The sequence below is a fragment of the Bacillus sp. AR2-1 genome, from assembly GCF_008368755.1.
Lineage (GTDB): Bacteria > Bacillota > Bacilli > Bacillales > Bacillaceae_G > Bacillus_A > Bacillus_A wiedmannii.
Map to the genome: position 1 here is coordinate 400,581 of NZ_QORY01000008.1, position 22,630 is coordinate 423,210.

25 protein-coding genes and 2 pseudogenes are annotated in these 22,630 nt (G+C 35.8%); 16 read left to right on the plus strand and 11 right to left on the minus strand.

Going from position 1 to position 22,630, the window contains the following annotated elements; translation table 11 throughout:
- The first annotated feature begins 35 nt into the window (after window positions 1-35).
- Window positions 36-902, plus strand: coding sequence for a hypothetical protein (locus tag DT250_RS11875; RefSeq protein WP_046956446.1), 867 nt, complete (start codon window positions 36-38; stop codon window positions 900-902).
- An 83-nt stretch (window positions 903-985) separates the two neighbouring features.
- Window positions 986-1,651, plus strand: coding sequence for a potassium channel family protein (locus DT250_RS11880; RefSeq protein WP_000504032.1), 666 nt, complete (start codon window positions 986-988; stop codon window positions 1,649-1,651).
- Between the two features lie 38 nt (window positions 1,652-1,689).
- On the opposite strand, the gene rnjA is transcribed toward DT250_RS11880, so the two are convergent.
- On the minus strand, window positions 1,690-3,357 hold the full coding sequence (gene rnjA, locus DT250_RS11885) for a ribonuclease J1 (protein ID WP_000670370.1): 1,668 nt from the start codon (window positions 3,355-3,357) through the stop codon (window positions 1,690-1,692).
- 4 nt (window positions 3,358-3,361) lie between these two features.
- Complete coding sequence (locus DT250_RS11890) at window positions 3,362-3,574, minus strand: DNA-dependent RNA polymerase subunit epsilon (protein WP_048546139.1); 213 nt, start codon at window positions 3,572-3,574, stop codon at window positions 3,362-3,364.
- 547 nt (window positions 3,575-4,121) lie between these two features.
- Between DT250_RS11890 and DT250_RS11900 the strand changes: the two genes are divergently transcribed.
- A complete protein-coding gene (locus DT250_RS11900; RefSeq protein ID WP_000998280.1) occupies window positions 4,122-4,895 on the plus strand; it encodes a Cof-type HAD-IIB family hydrolase in 774 nt (257 codons plus the stop codon).
- Between the two features lie 60 nt (window positions 4,896-4,955).
- Here the strand turns inward: DT250_RS11900 and def are convergent, their stop codons facing one another.
- Both def and DT250_RS11910 read right to left on the minus strand, forming a co-directional pair.
- The gene (def, locus tag DT250_RS11905) at window positions 4,956-5,510 is read right to left on the minus strand and encodes a peptide deformylase (RefSeq protein WP_149213080.1); all 555 of its coding nucleotides are present in this window, start codon (window positions 5,508-5,510) and stop codon (window positions 4,956-4,958) included.
- 165 nt (window positions 5,511-5,675) lie between these two features.
- The gene (locus DT250_RS11910) at window positions 5,676-5,822 is read right to left on the minus strand and encodes a YjcZ family sporulation protein (protein WP_000274561.1); all 147 of its coding nucleotides are present in this window, start codon (window positions 5,820-5,822) and stop codon (window positions 5,676-5,678) included.
- A gap of 513 nt (window positions 5,823-6,335) precedes the next feature.
- Here DT250_RS11910 and pdhA point away from each other — a divergent pair.
- From pdhA to lpdA, 4 genes are all read left to right on the plus strand, one after another.
- The gene (gene pdhA, locus DT250_RS11915) at window positions 6,336-7,451 is read left to right on the plus strand and encodes a pyruvate dehydrogenase E1 component subunit alpha (protein ID WP_000536893.1); all 1,116 of its coding nucleotides are present in this window, start codon (window positions 6,336-6,338) and stop codon (window positions 7,449-7,451) included.
- Between the two features lie 3 nt (window positions 7,452-7,454).
- Window positions 7,455-8,432 carry a pyruvate dehydrogenase complex E1 component subunit beta gene (gene pdhB, locus DT250_RS11920; protein ID WP_000068162.1) on the plus strand — a complete coding sequence of 326 codons (978 nt, stop codon included), beginning with the start codon at window positions 7,455-7,457 and terminating at the stop codon, window positions 8,430-8,432.
- 93 nt (window positions 8,433-8,525) lie between these two features.
- A complete protein-coding gene (gene pdhC / locus DT250_RS11925; RefSeq protein WP_000863412.1) occupies window positions 8,526-9,815 on the plus strand; it encodes a pyruvate dehydrogenase complex dihydrolipoyllysine-residue acetyltransferase in 1,290 nt (429 codons plus the stop codon).
- A 5-nt stretch (window positions 9,816-9,820) separates the two neighbouring features.
- Window positions 9,821-11,233 (plus strand): dihydrolipoyl dehydrogenase, encoded by a 1,413-nt coding sequence (lpdA, locus tag DT250_RS11930; protein WP_000260106.1) that lies wholly within the window; start codon window positions 9,821-9,823, stop codon window positions 11,231-11,233.
- A 39-nt stretch (window positions 11,234-11,272) separates the two neighbouring features.
- Here the strand turns inward: lpdA and DT250_RS11935 are convergent.
- A pseudogene (locus DT250_RS11935) lies at window positions 11,273-11,928 on the minus strand (DHHW family protein); the annotation flags it as partial.
- 29 nt (window positions 11,929-11,957) lie between these two features.
- A pseudogene (locus tag DT250_RS11940) lies at window positions 11,958-13,352 on the minus strand (MBOAT family O-acyltransferase).
- Window positions 13,353-13,598: 246 nt separating this feature from the next.
- Here DT250_RS11940 and DT250_RS11945 point away from each other — a divergent pair.
- Window positions 13,599-13,826: a hypothetical protein gene (locus tag DT250_RS11945; RefSeq protein ID WP_048546134.1), complete on the plus strand. Its 228-nt coding sequence runs from the start codon at window positions 13,599-13,601 to the stop codon at window positions 13,824-13,826.
- 1 nt (window position 13,827) lies between these two features.
- On the opposite strand, the gene DT250_RS11950 is transcribed toward DT250_RS11945, so the two are convergent.
- On the minus strand, window positions 13,828-14,220 hold the full coding sequence (locus DT250_RS11950) for a DUF1885 family protein (protein ID WP_149213081.1): 393 nt from the start codon (window positions 14,218-14,220) through the stop codon (window positions 13,828-13,830).
- Window positions 14,221-14,347: 127 nt separating this feature from the next.
- On the opposite strand from DT250_RS11950, the gene DT250_RS11955 reads away from it, so the two are divergent.
- From DT250_RS11955 to DT250_RS11970, 4 genes are all read left to right on the plus strand, one after another.
- Entirely contained in the window at window positions 14,348-14,644 is a 297-nt protein-coding gene (locus DT250_RS11955) for a DUF3055 domain-containing protein (RefSeq protein ID WP_088064496.1), read from the plus strand.
- Window positions 14,645-14,838: 194 nt separating this feature from the next.
- Entirely contained in the window at window positions 14,839-14,967 is a 129-nt protein-coding gene (locus DT250_RS11960) for a GapA-binding peptide SR1P (RefSeq protein WP_000536778.1), read from the plus strand.
- 59 nt (window positions 14,968-15,026) lie between these two features.
- Window positions 15,027-15,155 carry a GapA-binding peptide SR1P gene (locus DT250_RS11965; RefSeq protein ID WP_000536801.1) on the plus strand — a complete coding sequence of 43 codons (129 nt, stop codon included), beginning with the start codon at window positions 15,027-15,029 and terminating at the stop codon, window positions 15,153-15,155.
- Between the two features lie 45 nt (window positions 15,156-15,200).
- Window positions 15,201-15,329: a GapA-binding peptide SR1P gene (locus DT250_RS11970; protein WP_000536796.1), complete on the plus strand. Its 129-nt coding sequence runs from the start codon at window positions 15,201-15,203 to the stop codon at window positions 15,327-15,329.
- Window positions 15,330-15,364: 35 nt separating this feature from the next.
- Here the strand turns inward: DT250_RS11970 and DT250_RS11975 are convergent, their stop codons facing one another.
- Both DT250_RS11975 and speA read right to left on the minus strand, forming a co-directional pair.
- Window positions 15,365-16,195 carry a protein-glutamine gamma-glutamyltransferase gene (locus DT250_RS11975; protein ID WP_000635322.1) on the minus strand — a complete coding sequence of 277 codons (831 nt, stop codon included), beginning with the start codon at window positions 16,193-16,195 and terminating at the stop codon, window positions 15,365-15,367.
- Between the two features lie 75 nt (window positions 16,196-16,270).
- Window positions 16,271-17,743: an arginine decarboxylase gene (gene speA / locus DT250_RS11980; protein ID WP_000084901.1), complete on the minus strand. Its 1,473-nt coding sequence runs from the start codon at window positions 17,741-17,743 to the stop codon at window positions 16,271-16,273.
- Window positions 17,744-18,110: 367 nt separating this feature from the next.
- Here speA and DT250_RS11985 point away from each other — a divergent pair, with 367 nt between their 5' ends.
- A complete protein-coding gene (locus DT250_RS11985; RefSeq protein WP_000456567.1) occupies window positions 18,111-18,380 on the plus strand; it encodes a UPF0223 family protein in 270 nt (89 codons plus the stop codon).
- An 80-nt stretch (window positions 18,381-18,460) separates the two neighbouring features.
- Here the strand turns inward: DT250_RS11985 and DT250_RS11990 are convergent, their stop codons facing one another.
- On the minus strand, window positions 18,461-19,087 hold the full coding sequence (locus DT250_RS11990) for a YktB family protein (RefSeq protein WP_000175087.1): 627 nt from the start codon (window positions 19,085-19,087) through the stop codon (window positions 18,461-18,463).
- A gap of 206 nt (window positions 19,088-19,293) precedes the next feature.
- Between DT250_RS11990 and DT250_RS11995 the strand changes: the two genes are divergently transcribed.
- Together DT250_RS11995 and DT250_RS12000 are read left to right on the plus strand one after the other, a co-directional pair.
- Window positions 19,294-19,482, plus strand: coding sequence for a hypothetical protein (locus DT250_RS11995; protein WP_001250166.1), 189 nt, complete (start codon window positions 19,294-19,296; stop codon window positions 19,480-19,482).
- A gap of 88 nt (window positions 19,483-19,570) precedes the next feature.
- Window positions 19,571-20,362 (plus strand): inositol monophosphatase family protein, encoded by a 792-nt coding sequence (locus DT250_RS12000; protein ID WP_048546124.1) that lies wholly within the window; start codon window positions 19,571-19,573, stop codon window positions 20,360-20,362.
- A 44-nt stretch (window positions 20,363-20,406) separates the two neighbouring features.
- Here the strand turns inward: DT250_RS12000 and DT250_RS12005 are convergent, their stop codons facing one another.
- A complete protein-coding gene (locus DT250_RS12005) occupies window positions 20,407-20,586 on the minus strand; it encodes a DUF5325 family protein (protein WP_000400128.1) in 180 nt (59 codons plus the stop codon).
- A 140-nt stretch (window positions 20,587-20,726) separates the two neighbouring features.
- On the opposite strand from DT250_RS12005, the gene typA reads away from it, so the two are divergent.
- Window positions 20,727-22,571, plus strand: coding sequence for a translational GTPase TypA (typA, locus tag DT250_RS12010; protein WP_000914755.1), 1,845 nt, complete (start codon window positions 20,727-20,729; stop codon window positions 22,569-22,571).
- The last annotated feature ends 59 nt before the right edge of the window (window positions 22,572-22,630 follow it).

Below are 22,630 nucleotides of genomic sequence, written 5' to 3' on the forward strand. Positions count from 1 at the left end.
CAAGGTGAAACATAGAAAAAAGGGTGGGGAATTACGTGCAAATTAGCAGTGCAATGTTGTGTTTCGTCTTATATGCGTATGTTATTATTGCGGCGGTGTATTTTGGGATAAGTTTTTATGCCTACCGTTTAGTAGATAATCACGAATATGACGAAACATATAAATGGGTGAAAAGATATTTATCACCTGTATTAGAAATTATGAATGGGTTTGTGCTCTTTTTATTTATTGGATTAATTGCTTTCTCGACGAGTTTAGTAGGGAATAAAACGACATTATTTGTACTAGGTATCATTATTTTTATGTTGTTAGGGATACGGATTGGTAACACAGTGTTTTGGAATGAAAGAAAAGTAGATGGTTGGACTGGAATGTTAATCCCGTGTATGTTAGCGGCTATCGTGACAAACATAGAGCATGAGTATTATCAATTACATTTTTGGCTTATTATCGTTTTAACAATTCTTTCAGTTTTGTACATAAGTACGGTAGTACTCACATACATTGCACATGAAAAAGGTGATGTTAAAGGAACACGCTTCTTTAGAGGGCGAGCATTATTTTGGAGTGTGCCAACGATGGCTGTTATAGGAATTATTGCGATATTAGTAAATGGATATCAATTTACTAATTGGCAACTGTTTTTAGAAAATTGGTGGATTTTCATTATTTCGTTTATCGCTTTTTTAGGTGCAACACATTATTTATTCCATCAACATCATTATATATTGGCATTGCTATTCGCATTTACACAACTATTATTTGCTTTCTTCGGACAAGAAACGTTATTATTCGTTTTTGAAACATTTAGTTCATTTGGAAATATATTTGTATTTGGTATGTTAATTTTCAGTATCGCATTTTATTTACAACAGTATTTTTATATGCAAAAACAAAAATAAGAATGATATACAGGTTTTTGTAGCAAATCTAAAGTATGTTACAATAAAAATACATAGTATTCGATGTTATTGGAGGAATTCCTGTGGGTGAAAAAGAGAAAGAATTTGCTGTCATTGGCCTTGGACGTTTTGGTGGAAGCATTTGCCGAGAACTCGCTCAATTAGGTATGGAAGTAATGGCAATTGATTCAGATGAAGATAAAATTAATGAGTTTGCAAATATAGCTTCACATGCTGTAATTGCAGATTCAACAGATGAGATGGTATTAAAAAGTCTTGGTATTCGTAATTTTGATCATGTAGTCGTTGCTATTGGAGACAATTTAAATTCAAGTATTTTAACAACATTAATTTTAAAAGAGTTAGGTGTAAAAAATATTACTGTAAAAGCTCAAAATGATTACCATGAAAAAGTGTTAAGTAAAATAGGGGCAGATCACATTGTGCACCCCGAGCGTGATATGGGAAAAAGGATTGCTAATAATATTGCATCAAGTAATGTATTAGACTATCTTGAGCTTTCAGATGAGCATAGTATTGTAGAGATTATTGCAAATAAAAAAATTGATGGTCATTCTTTAATCGAATTAGATATTCGTGCGAAGTTTGGATTGAATATTGTAGCGATTAAACGTGGTAAAGAAGTTATTGTATCTCCTCGAGCTACGGAAAATATTCAAGCGGGAGATATATTAATTGTAATTGGTCATGACGATGAAGTAGATCGTTTTAAACACTTTTTAAGATAAGAGAAAAGGACAATACCATGAAGGTATTGTCCTTTTTCTTATATTTCCATAATGATTGGTAAAATCATTGGGCGACGTTTCGTTTTCTCATATAGGAATGGTGCTAATGTGTCTGTAATTTCATTTTTAATTTCAGACCATTGTGTTGTTTTACGCTCCATTACTTTTTCTAAATGAGTTGTAATTAATGTTTGAGCATCATTAATTAAATCACTACTTTCGCGCATATACACAAAACCACGTGAGATAATATCAGGTCCTGCTGCAACTTTAAATTCTTTCATATCAATGCTTACAACTACAATAACAAGTCCTTCTTCAGAAAGAATACGACGATCGCGTAACACGATATTACCGATATCTCCAATACCATTTCCGTCAATATAGACAGATCCAGATGGTATTTTACCAGCTACGCTTGCTTCATCAGAACGAAGAGCAAGAACATCTCCATTATCCATGATGAAACAGTTTTCTTCTGGAATACCACAATCGTTTGCTAACTTCATATGCATACGTTGCATGCGGTATTCACCATGAATTGGCATGAAATACTTCGGTTTAATTAGACGAAGCATTAGTTTTTGTTCTTCTTGTCCACCGTGTCCACTCGTATGAATGTTTGACAGTTTTCCGTGGATTACATCAGCACCAGCACGATACAACATGTTAATTGTACGGCTTACACTAATTGTATTACCAGGGATTGGTGAAGAAGAGAAAACAACTGTGTCGCCAGGAATGATTTGAATTTGACGATGAGTACCATTAGCAATACGTGAAAGTGCTGCCATTGGCTCACCTTGACTACCTGTACATAAAATAACAACTTTATTAGCCGGTAGGCGGTTTAGTTGAGCTGTATCTATGAATGTATCCTTCGGACAGCGAATATAACCAAGGTTTTGTCCGATTTCAATCGCCGCTTCCATACTGCGACCGAACACAGCCACTTTACGATTGTTTTCAACAGCCGCTTCAACAACTTGTTGTAGACGATGGATATTTGATGCAAAGGTTGCAAAGATAATACGACCTTCTACTTTGCGGAAAATATCTTGAATACTATCACCAACACGGCGCTCAGACATTGTAAAGTTTGGAACTTCACTGTTTGTACTGTCAGATAAGAGACAAAGTACGCCGTCTTTTCCGATTTCAGCCATTTTTGTTAAGTCCGCTGGTTCACCGACTGGTGTGAAATCAAATTTGAAATCGCCAGTATGAACAACTTGTCCTTGAGGTGTTTTCACAACAACTCCGTATGAATCTGGGATACTGTGAGTTGTACGGAAGAAGGAAACAGATGTCTTTTTAAATTTAATAACATCATCTTCTTGAATTTCATAAAGTTTTGCTTTACGAAGTAATCCGTGCTCTTCTAATTTGTTTTTGATTAGTGCAATTGCTAATTTTCCGCCATAAATCGGGATGTTTACTTGACGTAATAAGTAAGGAATTCCACCGATATGATCTTCGTGACCATGTGTAATGAATAATCCTTTAATTTTATCTTCGTTTCGCACAAAATAAGTGTAATCTGGTATTACATAATCGATTCCGAGGAGTTCGTCTTCTGGAAATTTAATTCCAGCATCAATAATAATAATTTCATCTTGAAATTGAACAGCATATGTATTTTTACCGATTTCACCAAGTCCACCTAAAGCAAAAACGGCAGCTTGATCATTCTTTAGAAATTTCATATGACTATACGATTTCCGCTAATATTAAATCAGCGTTTTCTTTTTCATATTCAAGATGAGCACCAGTAACAGACTGAACGAACTCGATATTATATGCGAACTTATTTAATTTCTTACGAACATCCTTTTCAGACGTAGCCTCTAAATATAAAACTTTTGTATTTTCACGTACTGGAACCTCAGTCAATTTTACTTGATAAAATACTTTAAAAATCATTTGGAAAACCTCTCCTTGTCTATGTTTTGCATTATCTGTTACTTATTATAAAGCAAACAGTCACGATTTTCATGTTTTTTCGAATGAGAATGAAGAAAAAGCCCGAAATGGGCACAATTTAAGCGATTGTCTTTTTACGGACTAGATCTTTTAAATAACGCTTGAGCTTTTTCTTCAGCTTCTTCAGCATGATTACTCCTTCCTTTCCTTATTTAAAACATGCATATTACTAGTGAAAACTCCGTCTCTGATATAAGAAAGAAGACAAAAGTGAATGTTGAATCTTGTCCTTTCTCATACAGGGAAAGTTATTCTATAGTAACGATTAGTAGCCGTTAGTTATAGGTATAGTATGAGAAAGAATAGAAAAGAAAATTCATACGAACAAGTATCCACATTTTTTACTAATATATATATGCAGGTTTCATAAATAAGGTCAGAAAGTGAACGCTTTCTTCACAGATGTTTAATATGTTATACTTTTTTTTAGAATTTGAAAAGCGATAATCAAAATAGGAATATAGAGTAACAGAAAGGATTTTGACAAATGAATGATAAAATTGTCTTTTTTGATATTGATGGAACATTATTAGATCATGATAAGAAGATTCCGCAATCTACACGAGATGCAGTAAGACATTTACAAGAGAAAGGTGTGCATGTAGCAATTGCGACAGGACGTGCGCCATTTATGTTTGAAGATATTCGTGAGGAACTCAATATACATAATTATGTTAGCTTTAATGGACAGTACGTTGTATTTGAAGATGAGGTAATATTTAATAACCCGTTACATCCAGCTGCCTTACATAAGTTTACTCAGTTTGCAAAACAAGAAGGATATCCACTTGTATATCTTGATCATCAAGAAATGAGAGCATCGGTGGAATATCATGATTATGTGAAGGAAGGTTTTGGAAGCTTAAATTTTGAGCATCCGGCATATGAACCTGATTTCTATGAGAAACGTAATATTTATCAAACACTTCTTTTCTGTGAAGTGAATGAAGAAGAAAAGTTTATTAATCATTATCCAGACTTTCATTTTATTCGCTGGCATGCATATTCAATGGATATTATTCCGAATGGTGGTTCGAAGGCAAAAGGAATTGAGAAATTCATTGAAAAATTAGGATTTAACCGTGAACAAGTGTATGCATTTGGAGATGGTTTAAATGATTTAGAAATGATCGAAGCAGTTGGGACAGGTATTGTGATGGGTAATGGTCATGAAGACTTGAAAAAACTTGCAAATCACGTGACAAAGGATGTTAGTGAAGACGGCATATATCATGGATTAAAATGGGCTGGATTGCTATAAGTGAATATGGAACCCATTTCATATAAAAAAAGGCGGAAGATTAACTTCCGCCTTTTTTTATTATCGCTCTAAAGGTTTTGAATCGTCAGGAGCAGCAAATGGATTTTCTTTATTAATGTGATCATAGAACATAACACCATTTAAATGGTCAATCTCATGCTGAAATACGATTGCTGGTAAACCTTTTAAACGTAATTTTACTTCTTCGCCGTTGATAGATGTTGCTTTCACTGTAATTCTTGTGTAACGAGGGACATAACCAGGTACTTCGCGGTCTACTGATAGACAGCCTTCTCCGCTTTGTAAATATGTACGTTCAACAGAATGACTAATGATTTTTGGGTTGAATAATGCATGACTATATAACGTACCGTTCGTATCAGTTACATGAACCGCAATCATTTTCTTCGAAATACCGATTTGTGGAGCCGCTAATCCGATTCCAGGGCGCAAACTATATTTTTCAGCCATTTCAGGATCTTGGCTATTTATTACAAATTCAATCATTTCTTTAAGGGTAGTTGTATCTTCTTCGCTCGCCGGCATTGATACCTCTTCTGCAACGTTTCGCAAAATAGAATCTCCTTCGCGAATTACATCTTTCATTGTAAGCATATGTAATCTCTCCTTTCTTCTTTAGTCTACCAAAGGAGGTGGAAAAAGTCATCGACAAGTAGGGAAGCACTTTGGAAAGTGTTTTACTATAGAATATTTATGTATGTAATAAAAAGAAAAGACGGCAAAGCCGTCTGTTTCTTTCCATAGTTGTTTCATTTTACATTAGCGAATGCAAGCAGCACCAACGATAATTAAAAGAATAAACAACACAACGATTAAGGCGAAGCCGCGTCCAGACCCGCCACAAGAACCGCCATAACCGTAGGATGGATTTGAACAAGTTGGATAGCAATATGAGTATCCGTACATGAGATGACCTCCTTTATCATTTCCCGCTAACACTGCGGTTACTATAATGTATGGAGGGAAGGATAGAAATGTATGGGTAATTACCTATAAAAGGAAGAAGAGTTTGTATATTTTTGCTAAGAAGAGAGAAAAACTAAAGAGAATTAAATCGTTTACATATTATTCTAAGAGAAAAAATAAGTTGAAAAGGGAATAATATAACAGTAGGTTAATGCTTACTAATACAGATGTGAAAAATAAAAACACGTTTGTGTAGAAGAAACCTGCAGATTATTTATAAAAAAACGTATCCAAAGTAATTGACATCGTAATTAGAATAGTTGTAAACTAAAAAACGTGATCAAGATTGTATTAATATGTTTCTGAAAAAACATTAGTACAGATTGTTAGGTACACAAAATTATTCTCAACCGACAGATAAATTTGTTGGTTTACATTGTTGCGTTTTCAGTCTAGCTAATAGATAGTGAAAGCGTTTCAGAATATGGTTCAAGAGAGGAAGAGGTGAACGGAATGGGTACTAAAACAAAAAAGACCCTATTTAATGTTGATGAGCAAATGAAAGCTATCGCAGCTCAATTTGAGACATTACAAATTTTAAATGAAAAAGGCGAAGTTGTGAATGAAGCGGCTATGCCTGAATTATCTGATGATCAATTAAAAGAATTAATGCGCCGTATGGTGTATACTCGCGTACTAGATCAACGTTCTATTTCTTTAAACCGTCAAGGACGTTTAGGTTTCTACGCACCAACAGCTGGACAAGAGGCTTCTCAATTAGCAAGTCATTTCGCACTTGAAGCAGAAGATTTCATCTTACCAGGATATCGTGATGTGCCACAATTAGTATGGCACGGTTTACCATTATACCAAGCATTCTTATTCTCTCGTGGACATTTCATGGGTAACCAAATGCCTGAGAATGTAAATGCACTTGCTCCACAAATCATTATCGGTGCGCAAATCATCCAAACTGCTGGTGTTGCGTTAGGTATGAAACTACGTGGGAAAAAATCTGTTGCAATTACTTACACTGGTGACGGTGGTGCTTCACAAGGTGACTTCTACGAAGGTATGAACTTTGCGGGTGCATTCAAAGCTCCAGCAATCTTCGTTGTACAAAACAACCGTTATGCAATCTCTACTCCAGTAGAAAAGCAATCTGCAGCTAAAACTGTAGCACAAAAAGCAGTAGCAGCAGGTATTTACGGAATTCAAGTAGACGGTATGGATCCATTAGCTGTATACGCAGCAACTGCTTTCGCTCGTGAGCGTGCAGTAAACGGAGAAGGCCCTACTTTAATCGAGACTTTAACATTCCGTTACGGTCCACATACAATGGCTGGTGATGACCCAACTCGTTACCGTACAAAAGATATCGAGAACGAATGGGAACAAAAAGATCCAATCGTACGCTTCCGTGCATTCTTAGAAAACAAAGGCCTATGGTCTCAAGAAGTTGAAGAGAAAGTAATCGAAGAAGCAAAAGAAGATATCAAACAAGCAATTGCTAAGGCTGACCAAGCTCCAAAACAAAAAGTTACTGATTTAATGGAAATCATGTACGAAAAAATGCCTTACAACTTAGCTGAACAATATGAAATTTACAAAGAAAAGGAGTCGAAGTAAGCCATGGCTCAAATGACAATGATTCAAGCAATCACTGATGCTTTACGCGTTGAAATGAAAAATGACCCTAACGTACTTGTGTTTGGTGAAGACGTTGGTGTAAACGGCGGTGTATTCCGTGCTACTGAAGGTTTACAAGCTGAATTCGGTGAAGATCGTGTAATGGATACTCCACTTGCAGAGTCTGGTATTGGTGGACTTGCAGTTGGACTTGCATTAGAAGGCTTCCGTCCAGTTCCAGAAATCCAATTCTTCGGTTTCATTTATGAAGTAATGGATTCAGTTTCTGGTCAATTAGCTCGTATGCGTTACCGTTCTGGTGGACGTTGGACTGCTCCAGTAACAATTCGTTCTCCATTCGGTGGCGGTGTTCATACTCCTGAACTACATGCTGATAGCTTAGAAGGATTAGTGGCTCAACAACCTGGTCTAAAAGTTGTTATTCCATCTACTCCATACGATGCAAAAGGTCTTTTAATCTCTGCGATTCGTGACAACGATCCAGTTATCTACTTAGAGCATATGAAATTGTACCGTTCATTCCGTCAAGATGTACCAGAAGGCGATTACACAATTGATTTAGGTAAAGCTGATATCAAACGTGAAGGTACAGATGTATCTGTTATCGCTTACGGTGCTATGGTTCATGCTGCATTAAAAGCTGCTGAAGAACTTGAAAAAGAAGGTATCTCTTTAGAGGTAGTTGACTTACGTACAGTTCAACCATTAGATATCGAAACAATCATCGCTTCTGTTGAAAAAACAGGCCGCGTAGTTGTAGTTCAAGAAGCACAAAAACAAGCTGGTATTGCAGCTAACGTTGTAGCGGAAATTAACGACCGTGCAATCTTAAACTTAGAAGCTCCAGTTGTACGTGTTGCAGCTGCTGATACAGTATTCCCATTCTCTCAAGCTGAGAGCGTATGGTTACCAAACCATAAAGATATTGTTGAAGCTGTTAACAAAGTAATGAACTTCTAATTTTTAGCTTTTCATGTGCAAAAGAAATCAGCACATGCTGGTTTCTTTTGTACATATTCCATAATAATGAAATGAATCAGGGGGCTGAATTCCGTGGCATTTGAATTTAAACTACCAGATATCGGTGAAGGTATCCACGAAGGTGAAATCGTAAAATGGTTTATTAAACCAGGCGATGAAGTAAACGAAGACGATGTACTTCTTGAAGTACAAAATGATAAAGCAGTAGTAGAAATCCCTTCTCCTGTTAAAGGTAAAGTACTTGAAGTACTTGTAGAAGAAGGAACAGTTGCAATTGTAGGAGATACATTAATTAAATTTGATGCTCCTGGATACGAAAACCTTAAATTTAAAGGTGACGATCATGATGCAGCTCCAAAAGCTGAAGAAGCAGCAGTAGAAGCTCCAGCAGCGGAAGCTACTCCAGCAGCAACTGCAGAAGTAGTAAATGAGCGCGTAATCGCTATGCCATCTGTTCGTAAATATGCTCGTGAGAACGGCGTAGACATTCATAAAGTAGCTGGTTCTGGTAAGAACGGCCGTATCGTAAAAGCTGACATCGATGCATTTGCAAATGGTGGACAAGCAGTAGCAGCAACTGAGGCTCCAGCAGCAGTAGAAGCTACTCCAGCAGCAGCGAAAGAAGAAGCACCAAAAGCACAACCAATCCCAGCTGGTGAATATCCAGAAACTCGTGAGAAAATGAGTGGTATCCGTAAAGCGATTGCTAAAGCAATGGTTAACTCTAAGCATACAGCTCCTCACGTAACATTAATGGATGAAGTAGATGTAACAGAACTTGTTGCTCACCGTAAGAAGTTCAAAGCTGTTGCAGCTGACAAAGGTATTAAATTAACTTACCTTCCATACGTTGTTAAAGCTTTAACATCTGCATTACGTGAATACCCAATGTTAAACACTTCTTTAGATGATGCTTCTCAAGAAGTAGTTCATAAACATTACTTCAACATCGGTATCGCAGCTGATACAGACAAAGGTCTATTAGTACCAGTTGTTAAAGATACAGATCGCAAGTCTATCTTCACTATTTCTAACGAGATCAATGATCTTGCTGGTAAAGCACGTGATGGTCGTTTAGCTCCGGCTGAAATGAAAGGTGCTTCTTGCACAATCACAAACATTGGTTCTGCAGGTGGACAATGGTTCACTCCAGTTATCAATCACCCAGAAGTAGCAATCCTTGGTATCGGCCGTATCGCTGAGAAGCCAGTTGTGAAAAACGGTGAAATCGTTGCAGCTCCAGTATTAGCATTATCTCTAAGCTTTGACCATCGTTTAATTGACGGCGCAACTGCTCAAAAAGCATTAAACCAAATTAAACGTCTATTGAATGACCCACAATTATTAGTAATGGAGGCGTAATAACAATGGTAGTAGGAGATTTCCCAATTGAATTAGATACAGTCGTTGTTGGTGCAGGTCCTGGTGGATACGTTGCGGCAATTCGTGCAGCACAATTAGGTCAAAAGGTAGCAATTATCGAAAAAGCTAACCTTGGTGGCGTATGCTTAAACGTTGGATGTATTCCTTCAAAAGCGTTAATCAATGCAGGTCATCGTTATGAGAATGCAATGCATTCTGATGACATGGGTATCACTGCAGAGAACGTAAAAGTTGACTTTACAAAAGTTCAAGAATGGAAAAACGGCGTAGTTAAGAAATTAACTGGCGGTGTTGAAGGCCTTCTTAAAGGTAACAAAGTTGAAATCATTCGCGGTGAAGCTTACTTCGTAGATGCTAACACATTACGCGTAATGACTGAAGATGCAGCACAAACGTATACGTTTAAAAATGCTGTTCTTGCAACTGGTTCTACACCAATCGAAATTCCAGGATTCAAATACTCTAAACGTGTTATCAACTCTACAGGTGCTTTAAGCTTACCTGAAATTCCTAAAAAACTTGTTGTAATCGGCGGCGGTTACATCGGTATGGAATTAGGAACTGCATATGCTAACTTCGGTACAGAAGTTACTGTAGTAGAAGCTGGCGACGAAATCTTAGCTGGTTTCGAAAAAGCTATGAGCTCTGTTGTTAAACGTGCTCTTCAAAAGAAAGGTAACGTAAATATCCATACAAAAGCTATGGCTAAAGGCGTTGAAGAAACAGAAACTGGCGTAAAAGTTAGCTTTGAAGTTAAAGGTGAAATCCAAACTGTAGAAGCAGATTACGTATTAGTAACTGTAGGTCGTCGTCCAAACACTCAAGAAATTGGTCTTGAGCAAGTTGGAGTTAAAATGACTGACCGCGGCATCATCGAAATCGATGAGCAATGTCGTACAAACGTATCAAACATCTATGCAATCGGTGATATCGTTCCTGGACCACCATTAGCTCACAAAGCTTCTTACGAAGGTAAAGTAGCTGTTGAAGCAATTAGTGGCCATGCATCAGCAATCGATTATATCGGAATTCCTGCAGTATGCTTCACTGATCCTGAATTAGCATCTGTTGGTTACACTAAGAAACAAGCTGAAGAAGCAGGAATGACAGTAGCTGTATCTAAGTTCCCATTCGCTGCTAACGGTCGTGCATTATCATTAAACAGCACTGACGGTTTCCTACAACTTGTAACACGTAAAGAAGATGGTCTTCTTGTAGGTGCTCAAGTTGCAGGTGCAGGCGCTTCTGATATTATCTCTGAGATTGGTTTAGCTATCGAAGCTGGAATGACAGCAGAAGATATCGCTCAAACAATCCACGCTCACCCAACATTAGGTGAGATCACAATGGAAGCAGCTGAAGTTGCTCTTGGAATGCCAATTCACATTGTAAAATAATTATAAAAAAACGTCTTCTAAATTTAGAAGACGTTTTTTTTATTCTTTATTTTCAAATTGATACATTTTTTATTTGTACTAGTGTCATTATAAAGGAATAACACGATATCAGCATTTAGTTTTTCGAGTTTTTGTTTTACATTTTTGCTTGCCGCAAATCGTGGATCAATAAATGTTGTTTGTTCAAACTCTTGTGCAAATAAAGGATAAGTTGCATCTGCATAAGAATCTTTAATAATGACAGCATGTAGTTTGGTTTTTGCATCTGGATTTAAAATATTTATCTGTGCATAGTCTGTTTTGTAAACGGAACTATAGTCTGGTGAAAGCTTATTTTTGTCCACTGCAAAGAATTCCTTCATCGGCATTTTCATCGATTCTTCTGATTTTGGACCGAGATATACAGTGTAATTATCCCACATATTTGGGTTTTGCTTTAATTGTACATATGGGATTGTTTCAGGTGTTTCTATTAAATTATACAGTTGTTTATTCCAACTACCGATAAAGTGTCCATTCGGTTTTTCTATAGTTATTTTATAATCATCTCGATTAACAGCATTACCTTTAAATGTTTTAGATTCATTAGCAATGTGCTTCATTGTTTGCTCGTATGCATAAAATGCACCTTTCATATTCCAATGATGATCGGTCTTAAAGTATAGATCTTCTAATTGTTCATGAGTAAATTCCTTTAGTGAAATTTTTCATAGTTAGCCCTCCTTTAGAAGCGGAAGTAAATAAATGGATTGTAAGTTGCATTCGTTAAATACATCATAGTTATGATTAAGACACTCAAGTAATAAAGTGGAGATAAAATGACTACCTTTTTATTTGCTAATTGATTCTTGATCCAAGAGAAAAATGGAGCGGATGTAATAATAGCAAGTATTAAAGATTCCCCAATAATTCATCACATAGAAATAACTCGTAATGTCAGTCAACGATCTATTTAATCCGAACATTGCTTGTGAAAATTTAGAACAGTAGCTAAAATTATCAGCGTGGAAGAACATCCAACCAATAATCACTAAAAACATAACGTATACGTGTTGAATCGGCCAACATAATTTTTGTAATAATTTTTCGAAACCAGCCTTTTCTAAAGCGATTAAACATCCGTAATAAATACCCCAAATCATAAATGTCCAACTAGCTCCATGCCAAAATCCGGTTAACGCCCATACAATGAAGAGATTACGATAGATTTTCCAAGTGGATACGCGATTCCAACCTAATGGAATATAAACATAATCACGGAACCAAGAACGAAGTGAAATGTGCCAATGACACCAAAATTCAGAGATGGATTTTGAAATATATGGGTAATTGAAATTTTTTAAGAAATCAAATCCGAACATTTTTCCTAATCCGATTGCTATATCACTGTAATCTGAAAAATCGAAATAAATTTGTAATGTGTAAGCGATCGCACCAATCCAAGCGGTAGATACGCTCATTGTTGCTGGATCCATCGCAAATATTTCATCGGCAATAGCTCCTAATTGATTCGCAATTAAAACCTTCTTTCCTAATCCAATGATAAAATGACGAATTCCTTCTGAAAACTTATCAGCAGTAACTGTTCTAACATGTAATTGAAAAGCGATTGTATTATATCGAACAATGGGTCCTGCTACTAATTGTGGGAAAATAGTAAAGTATAGTGCAAGGTCAAATAGATTTCGCTGAGCTTCTACTTTTTTCTTATATATGTCAATAATATAACTTATTGCATGGAAAGTGAAAAATGAAATCCCAATTGTAAGGGGATTTTTTCTAGTACAATGTTTGTATGAAAAATGTCATTTATATTATCTACTAAGAAATTAGCGTATTTAAAATATCCGAGTATAGCAGTATTGACAACGATTGCTATAGTCAGAATAACTGTTCTATTTGTACTAGACAGTCGGTCTTTATTAAGCCATATTTCGAACCAATAGTTGATGAAAATAGAAAAAAGCATTAGGAAGACATATATTGGTTCTCCCCAAGCATAAAATAATAAACTAAATAATAGAAGAACTATGTTTTGTAATTCTTTCCGTACTGAGTAGTACACGAAAAGAATTGCAGGTAAAAAAAGGCATAAGAAAAACAAATTGCTAAATAACATGTATCATTAAATCCTTTCTATCTTTTCTCTTTAAGGAGTATGCCATGCGATGAATGAATAATCTATCTTATAGGAGATATGAGAGAATGTATTGTTAAAAACGAGGAATATTCGCATTAGAATAGTTGGAGAATTTGAAAAAGAAAAATACAACGATGAATTAGGTGGGATTTGGAAAATTCTACCTTCAAAATGTTAAGAGGGAAGAGCTGAAGCATATAATAGGAAGAAAAAGGAGGTAACGCTATGAAAATTACACTAGCTTCATTTTTTCATCTAGTTTTATGGAGTGGATTTTCAGTAGTGTTATTATTGTCAAGTCGTGATAAACTTCATTATAAAATTTTTCTTTTTCTTATATTTTTGTACTTAGCGTATGTAATAGCGTATGTCATACTAAGTGCAAGGAGAAAAGCGATGCTTCTTACTTGCACAAATAGTATGATCTTTCTAATCATTTATTTTTGTTTTTAAATTAACGTTTATAGAAATACATTGTTCTTCCATTAAATAATTGTAATTCTCCTTCTAATTTCTTCGCTAGAAAACGGCAAAATTCATTTGCTTTTCCTTTATCACCGAATGTTGCATTAGGTGGTAAAGAAATCTGAATAAAATATTGTTCCTTTTCTATACCAACACCAACATATATGGAGTCATATCGATCGTGAGTAGCTTGTAGTTTTAATGTTGTTGCTGATGTATCTAAAATTTCATAAGGAAAAGCGGTATTTGTATAAGCGTAATTAATTTGAACACCAGTTTTGGAAGTAACTGTTTTATAGTACTGAAAAAGTTGTTTTATATCATCTGTTGAAACAGTTTGTTGATTGGATTTAGGTACAAGCGTAATAAAGGCATGTTGCATATAAGTTCCTCCTAACTTAGTAGAATACTATCATTCTACATCCTACTGAATTTTTTGACAATTAAAAGGAGTATTCCTTTTTTTGTTTAATATACTAATGAAAGGTGATGTAGAAAGGTGGAAACCGATGTTTGAAAAATTGTATGATGAGCATGAAAGTGTGAAGGTACGATTTTTGGGGTTTATGACACATGATACTCGTTATGATTTTGGTGTTATTTATACAAATATGTTTTTTGGAAAGCTGCTCATTGTTTGTATGCAAACAGGAAGGTCTACTTTACTTGGAAGAGATGATGTAGAGAATGTGCAACATATACAGGAAGTTTTTAAATTAGGGTCAGAAGAGGAAGCAGCAGAGTTAGCTCAGTTTTTTAAATTTTTAGTCCCATCTACTTCTTTGCATGCGGAATATGAAGAATAATTAATGTAAAACAGTCGTACGTATAAATATGGCTGTTTTTTTGTTCGAATATCGCATACTAATTTAAATTAAAAATATTTAATGTGTTATACTAAAAACCTATTGACGTAAAAAGTATAACATATTAAAATAAAGACAGAAAGTTAAGCGGTTACAAAAGTTTTTGGGATTATAAACTTAGGGGGAAATGAAAAATGGGAACGATCGTATGTCAAGATTGTGAAGGTACAATTGCACACTTCGAGGATGAGAAAGTAACGGTACTTTACGGGAAATGTGGATCTTGCGGATGTGATCACACAGAGCATACAAAAGCCCAATAATTGATAGGAAATGGACAGCTAAAAGTTTTTAGGACCATAAACTTAGGGGGAAATGAAAAATGGGAACAATCGTATGCCAAGTATGTGAAGGAACAATCGGACATTTTGAAGATGAAAAAACGACAGTGCTTTACGGAAAATGTGGTACAAATTGTGACTGTGCTAATAGAGACAAGGCGAAAGCTTAATTATAAATAAGTAGATTATTATTAAAACTCAGGGGGAAATGAAAAGTGGGAACAATCGTATGCCAAGTATGTGAAGGAACAATCGGACATTTTGAAGATGAAAAATCAACAGTACTATACGGAAAATGTGGATCTCATTGCGAATGTGACCATAAAGAACATACAAAAGCTTAAATAAGAAGAAGCGCCTACATATGTAGGCGCTTTTTTTAATAAATTGTAGTTGTATGGCCAACTGTTGCAACGATTGCATCATCTCTAATCGGAATAAATCCTATCGATGTCTGTGGAGTGCTAGGAGAGGCGTAGTGGCTCATGAGACGGCTATCAATACGGGTAATAGTATCGGTCAAGAAAGCTGAAATAAAAGCGTAAGGGACTCGTCGTTCATTTAATGAGTATATAATTTCCTCTTTTGTTTTTACACCTACGCCATGTCCGTAAAAAAAGAAATTTCCTAGATAGATTGTATTTTCTCCTTGCCACTCGATCGTAGCTGGATTCACTTGTGGATTTTTAAAATAAACGAGATCACCTGGAACAAGATCGCCACCCGTTTTTGTTATGAGCTTTAAATCTTGATCGTAGTCCCACGTATAAAGTAAAAGGTTTGCAAAGAGACGGTTGAAAGTTTCTTCCTCATATAATGATAGTAAAGCTTTGTAAAAAATAATGATCATAGCGGTGGCGCATTCAGTTCCATATAGTTTTCCGTTTTTGAAAATATCTTGTATGGCAATGGAAGGGGGTATGTTTGGTAGTAGCTCGAATCCTCCAAGTGGTGTTCTTTTCCAATACTGGGGGTTGCAAAAGGATTGTTGAAATGTGCGAAACTGAAATCCACTTTGAAAAAGTTCTAATGCAGAAGTAATAATATTCACTCGCAAATTTAGATCAAAGCTGAGTTCATCAGATGTTCGGAAGGAATAAATTTCTTGATTTCCTGCCATTATCGATAAAATTTGTTGTTTCTCAGCTGCAAATGGCTCATATTCATTTGTGATATAAGGATGTACAATAGAACGGCCTATTACAATCATAATAGTATCCCCACCTATACGTTACATTACTTAATATCGTATGGGAAAAGAGAAAAAAGGTGAAAGAAAAGCCTATCAACTGATAGGCTTGTACTCTTTAATCACACGTAATGTTTGTAATGTCATATCTTCAGGACCTTGTACAGGTAAACCCGCTTCTAAGTTTTTACGAATATACTCTAAGTTATCTTGTGTAATAATTTCCCCCGGAGTAAAGATTGGAATCCCTGGCGGATAAACCATAACGAAATCAGCTATAATACGACCTGCTGCATTTTCAAACGGAATGACTTCTGTTTCCGAATAAAAAGCATCTCGAGGAGAAAGTGCTAGCACTGGTATTTCTGGAATTTCTACTTGTATTTGAACACCTTTATCGGCTTTATTTCTAAATGTTGCTGCTAAATCTTGTAATGCTGCAATAAGTGTATTTGTCTCACTTTCTGTATCCCCAAAAGTGACAAGACATAGTATGTTGTATAAATCCGAGAGTTCTACTTCAATGTTATATTGCTCTCTAAGCCATACTTCAGCCTGATGGCCTGTAATACCTAAATCTTTTACAGATACAATTATCTTTGTAGGATCGTAGTTAAAAGTAGCATCTGTACCTAGCATTTCTTTCCCAGGACAGTAAAGATCCTCAACAGCATTAATAGCATCACGAACTTGTTCCGCTAATTGAATTGTTTGTTCTATGAGTGCTGTTCCTTCTGTAGCAAGACGTTTTCTAGCAACATCTAGGGATGCTAACAAGATGTAAGAAGTTGATGTAGTCGTAAGCATGCTAATAATAGATTGAACATGTTTAACGTTCACAAGGCCTTCCTTCACGTTAAGAATAGAACTTTGCGTTAAAGATCCTCCTAATTTGTGAACACTTGTTGCTGCCATATCTGCACCGGCTTGCATCGCTGACATCGGCAATTCATCGTGAAAATGAATATGAACACCATGAGCCTCATCAACTAGTACAGGGATATCATAAGAATGGGCTAATTGGACAATCTGTTCTAAGTCCGCAGCAAAGCCAAAGTATGTTGGATTAATAACAAGTAAGCCTTTCGCATCTGAATGCTCTTCAAGTGCCTTTTTGACAGATTGAATTGTGATTCCGTGTGAAATACCAAGTTTTGGATCGATTTCAGGATGCATGAAAATCGGTTTTGCACCTGAGAAAATAATAGCTGACATTACTGATTTATGCACGTTTCGTGGCACTAGGATTTTGTCACCAGGACCGCACACGCTCATCACCATTGTCATTATTGCACCACTTGTACCTTGAATAGAAAAGAAAGTATGATCTGCACCAAATGCAGCGGCTGCTAAATCTTGTGCTTCTTTAATCATACCTTTTGGATGATGTAAATCATCGAGCGGCGCAATATTAATTAAATCAATTGCTAATGCATTATGCCCAATAAATTCGCGAAATGTAGGATCCATGCCCTGTCCTTTTTTGTGACCAGGAATATGGAATTGAATTGGATTTCGCTTACTGTGCTCAACTAAAGCGGTAAACAATGGTGTTTCGTATTGGGACAATCTATACACCCCTTCTTTTTCATAATATTTATTAGAGTTTGTTTTATATAATCTTGTTCTAAAAAAGTTAAGTGCTTTTTAGAATGAGACTTGTTTTTCTGCCAATCACAAAAGCATTTTTGAGATGGTAGGTTCACTTTATTTTCTATAAAACAAAAGCATTATATCACCAATAATTATAGATGTATAGAAAAAAATATTTTTACAGTGAGTATGTTAAATAGTTATTTCCAATTAACTTATAGAGGAAGACAATTCCATCACAATGAATAAATAGTGTATAATGCAAAGTGGCTATAGTGAAGAAGAAAAAAATCCCTTTAAGATAGCATATTGAAATAAGAAGAAATGATAAATGAGGTGCGAAATGGAATATCAATATCCGTTAGATTATAATTGGTCAAATGAGGAAATGGTTGTAATTGTGAAGTTTTATGAAGCAATTGAGAAAGCATATGAAAAAGGAATTATAAGAGAAGAATTAATGGGATTATATCGTCGTTTTAAAGAGATTGTTCCATCTAAAGCAGAAGAGAAGAAAATTGATAAAGAGTTTCAAGAAGTAAGTGGATATTCTATATACCGTGCGATTCAAAGGGCGAAAGAAACTGAAGAACAAAAGCTTGTGAAAATGTAAAAAAATTTTGAAAAATGAAAACTGAAGTGATATAATGTGATAACAACTAAAAACGGACAATATAAATTGTCCGTTTTCTACTATCGATTACAAAGTGCATATAAAGGAAGGAGTGATTGCATCGTAGATTCAATCTTAGCAAGGAATTGTTCGTTGGTCATTGCTGAAAACTCCTCTGGTGATATATGAATACCAACTAATAATTCTGCTTTTTTCACAGTAGCTAGACGTTCAATCATCTTTTGTAAGTCTTCTGTTTCAAGTGTTTTATGTAATTTTACACTTGGTTTAGTATGGTCAATGGACCAAACGAAGTCATTTGGAATATTTGTTTTTAAATCATTTAAATGTTCTAAGAAGGCGTGAGCCGTCTCCACTTTTTGTGGACACTCATAGATTAAACCAAAGTATATGAAGGCATGAGTACCCCATAATCCAATTTGGAAATGTGGCAGCATTTTATAACCGCGTTTATTTGTTGAAAAAGCAACCCAAGTATCGTTTGGTGGATTGACTTTGCGGCGTGCATGTTTTGCTACATGATAAAAAAAGTTCTCATCAGTTTGTTTGGATAAATACGTTGCAAACTGTTCCCCTAAAGCTTCAAGCTTAGGATGAATGTTCGTTTTAATTGCACTCATTCGTTCTTCGAGACCATCAACTGTAAAGACCTCAAAATCAGTTGACTTGAATGTTTGTAGTGTCATGATTGTTCCTCCAACTCCTATTTTGCTTTTATTTTAGCATAGCTTGTACTATTCATAAAAAAAACAGCACAAAAAAATTTAAATAAAAAAATATAATTTTGTTGCATAGATGATTTATCCAACATAGTATAGTATAAAACAAAAAATCAGAAAATTGAATCAATTCTAGTCCGAGGGCAGACGAATATTGGGAGGAGGCAAATAATATGAGACAGGTGATTAATGCGTTAAAGAGAACAGATGCTGAAAAGAGAATACCGGTGCTACGTTTGGAGCTAGATTATGAATTAGCAACTTTATATGATGCGATGATGGAAAATGATAAACTGAAAAAAGAAGAGTGTGTACAAAAGTTAGAAGTGTTAAGACTTGAAATGATTCGTTTAGAAGCGTAATAATAGTATATGTATAAAAAATTAGTTGGTGCGAACCTTATAAAGGGTTCGTTTTTTCTGTGAACAGTATAGATCGGAGTGTTTAAACATGCAAGAAGTATGGAAAGACATCGATGCACACGCCAAACAGTGGATTCGAGATGCAGGAGAGTTTTTAATGGCATCAATGGAAAAAGCACTTATTATAGAAACGAAATCCAATGCAGCTGATTTAGTAACAAATATGGACCGAGAAATAGAACAGTTTTTAATTGGGAAAATTAAAGAAACATTCCCGAACCATAATATTTTAGGAGAAGAAGGTTATGGAGATGAGGTAACTTCTTCTGATGGGGTTGTTTGGTTAATTGATCCAATTGATGGCACGATGAACTTTGTTCATCAAAAAAGAAATTTCGCAATTTCAATTGGAATTTATGAGAACGGTATCGGAAAGGTTGGACTCATTTATGATCCAGTTCATGATGAATTATACCATGCGGTAAAGGGAGCTGGAGCATTTTGTAATGAAGTACCAATACCTTTATTGGAAAAAGGAACTGTAGAGCAAGGTATTGTAGCTTTAAATGCGATATGGCTTACCGACAATCCAATGCTTAATAAGGAAAGTATGATGGCACTGGTTAAGAAAGCAAGAGGCACGAGATCATATGGCTGTGCAGCGTTAGAGATGGTATACGTTGCAACAGGAAGAATAGATGCATATGTAACGCCGAGATTATCACCATGGGATTTTGGTGGGGGACAGATAATTGTAGAGGAAGTTGGAGGCAAGGTGACAACTTTTTCTGGATCCCCGCTTTCTATCGTAGAGAAGAGCAGCGTATTAGTTGCAAAACCAGGAGTGTATGAAGAGTTGTTACGATTTATAGCGGAGTAACAAAAAAAGTAAGAGGCTGTATAAGCGCTTCTTACTTTTTGACGTTATTTCGATTTACGCATTTTTCTTTTTGTTACAAAACCGTATCCAACTGTAACAAATGTGCCGATAATGCAAATAATAATACCGATGGGACTATTTTCAGCAACCATAATGCCGATACCGATTAAGAAAATAACACCGATAATTGCAGTTAATAAAAAGCGATATTGAATGTGTTCCATTTCTTCACCCTCCAATCTCATTTTACTTTCACAAAAGTAAGAATACAACTATATTTTCATTCTTGATTTTATTTTGATTGCCATTGTATCCCCTTCGCTCTTATAATAGAGAAGGATTAAAAAGACATTAGGAGTTGGACATGTTGAAAAAACGACAAGATTTACGAAATATAGCAATTATTGCCCACGTTGACCATGGTAAAACAACACTTGTTGACCAGTTATTACGTCAAGCGGGGACGTTCCGTGCGAATGAACATATTGAAGAACGCGCAATGGACTCAAACGATCTAGAAAGAGAACGTGGTATTACAATTTTAGCGAAGAATACTGCGATTCACTATGAAGATAAAAGAATTAACATTTTAGATACACCTGGTCACGCTGACTTCGGTGGAGAAGTAGAACGTATCATGAAAATGGTTGATGGTGTTCTACTTGTTGTTGATGCATATGAAGGTTGTATGCCACAAACACGATTTGTTTTAAAGAAAGCTCTTGAGCAAAACTTAACTCCAATCGTTGTTGTAAACAAAATTGACCGTGACTTCGCTCGCCCTGATGAAGTAGTTGATGAAGTAGTTGACTTATTCATCGAACTTGGTGCAAACGAAGATCAATTAGAGTTCCCAGTTGTATTTGCATCAGCAATGAACGGAACAGCAAGCTTAGATTCAAATCCAGCAAATCAAGAAGAGAATATGAAATCATTGTTTGACACAATTATTGAACATATTCCAGCACCAGTTGATAACAGCGAAGAGCCACTTCAATTCCAAGTAGCACTTCTTGATTACAATGACTATGTTGGTCGTATCGGGGTTGGACGCGTATTCCGTGGTACAATGAAAGTAGGACAACAAGTTGCATTAATGAAAGTTGATGGAACTGTAAAACAATTCCGTGTAACGAAATTATTTGGTTACATTGGATTAAAACGTCAAGAAATTGAAGAAGCAAAAGCTGGAGATTTAGTAGCTGTTTCGGGTATGGAAGACATTAACGTAGGTGAAACGGTATGTCCGGTTGAGCATGAAGAGGCTTTACCATTATTACGTATTGATGAGCCAACACTACAAATGACATTCCTTGTAAATAACAGCCCATTTGCAGGTCGTGAAGGTAAATTCATTACATCTCGTAAAATTGAAGAGCGTCTTCGTTCACAATTAGAAACAGATGTAAGTTTACGTGTAGATAATACAGATTCTCCTGATGCGTGGATCGTATCTGGACGCGGGGAATTACATTTATCTATCCTAATTGAAAACATGCGTCGTGAAGGTTATGAACTACAAGTATCTAAGCCTGAAGTAATTATTAAAGAAGTTGATGGCGTAAGATGTGAGCCTGTAGAGCGCGTGCAAATCGATGTACCTGAAGAATACACTGGTTCTATTATGGAATCTATGGGTGCACGTAAAGGTGAAATGTTAGATATGGTGAATAACGGAAACGGTCAAGTTCGCCTTACTTTCATGGTTCCAGCACGTGGTTTAATTGGTTACACAACAGAATTCTTAACATTAACTCGTGGTTACGGTATTTTAAACCATACATTCGATTGCTACCAACCAGTACACGCTGGACAAGTTGGTGGACGTCGCCAAGGTGTTCTAGTTTCACTTGAAACAGGAAAAGCATCACAATACGGTATTATGCAAGTTGAAGACCGTGGTGTAATCTTCGTTGAACCAGGTACAGAAGTATATGCTGGTATGATTGTTGGAGAACATACTCGTGAGAATGACTTAACAGTTAACGTTGTAAAAATGAAACAACAAACTAATATTCGTTCTGCGACGAAAGATCAAACTTCAACAATGAAAAAACCACGCTTAATGACTTTAGAAGAGTCATTAGAGTACTTAAACGATGACGAGTTCTGTGAAGTAACTCCAGAATCAATTCGTCTACGTAAAAAGATTCTTGATAAGAGCGAGCGCGAAAGAGCTGCTAAGAAAAAGAAATCTGTAGAAGCGTAAAATAATAGAACAGCTACCTTTGAGGGGTGGCTGTTTTTTATTGTATTTATTTTTGGAAT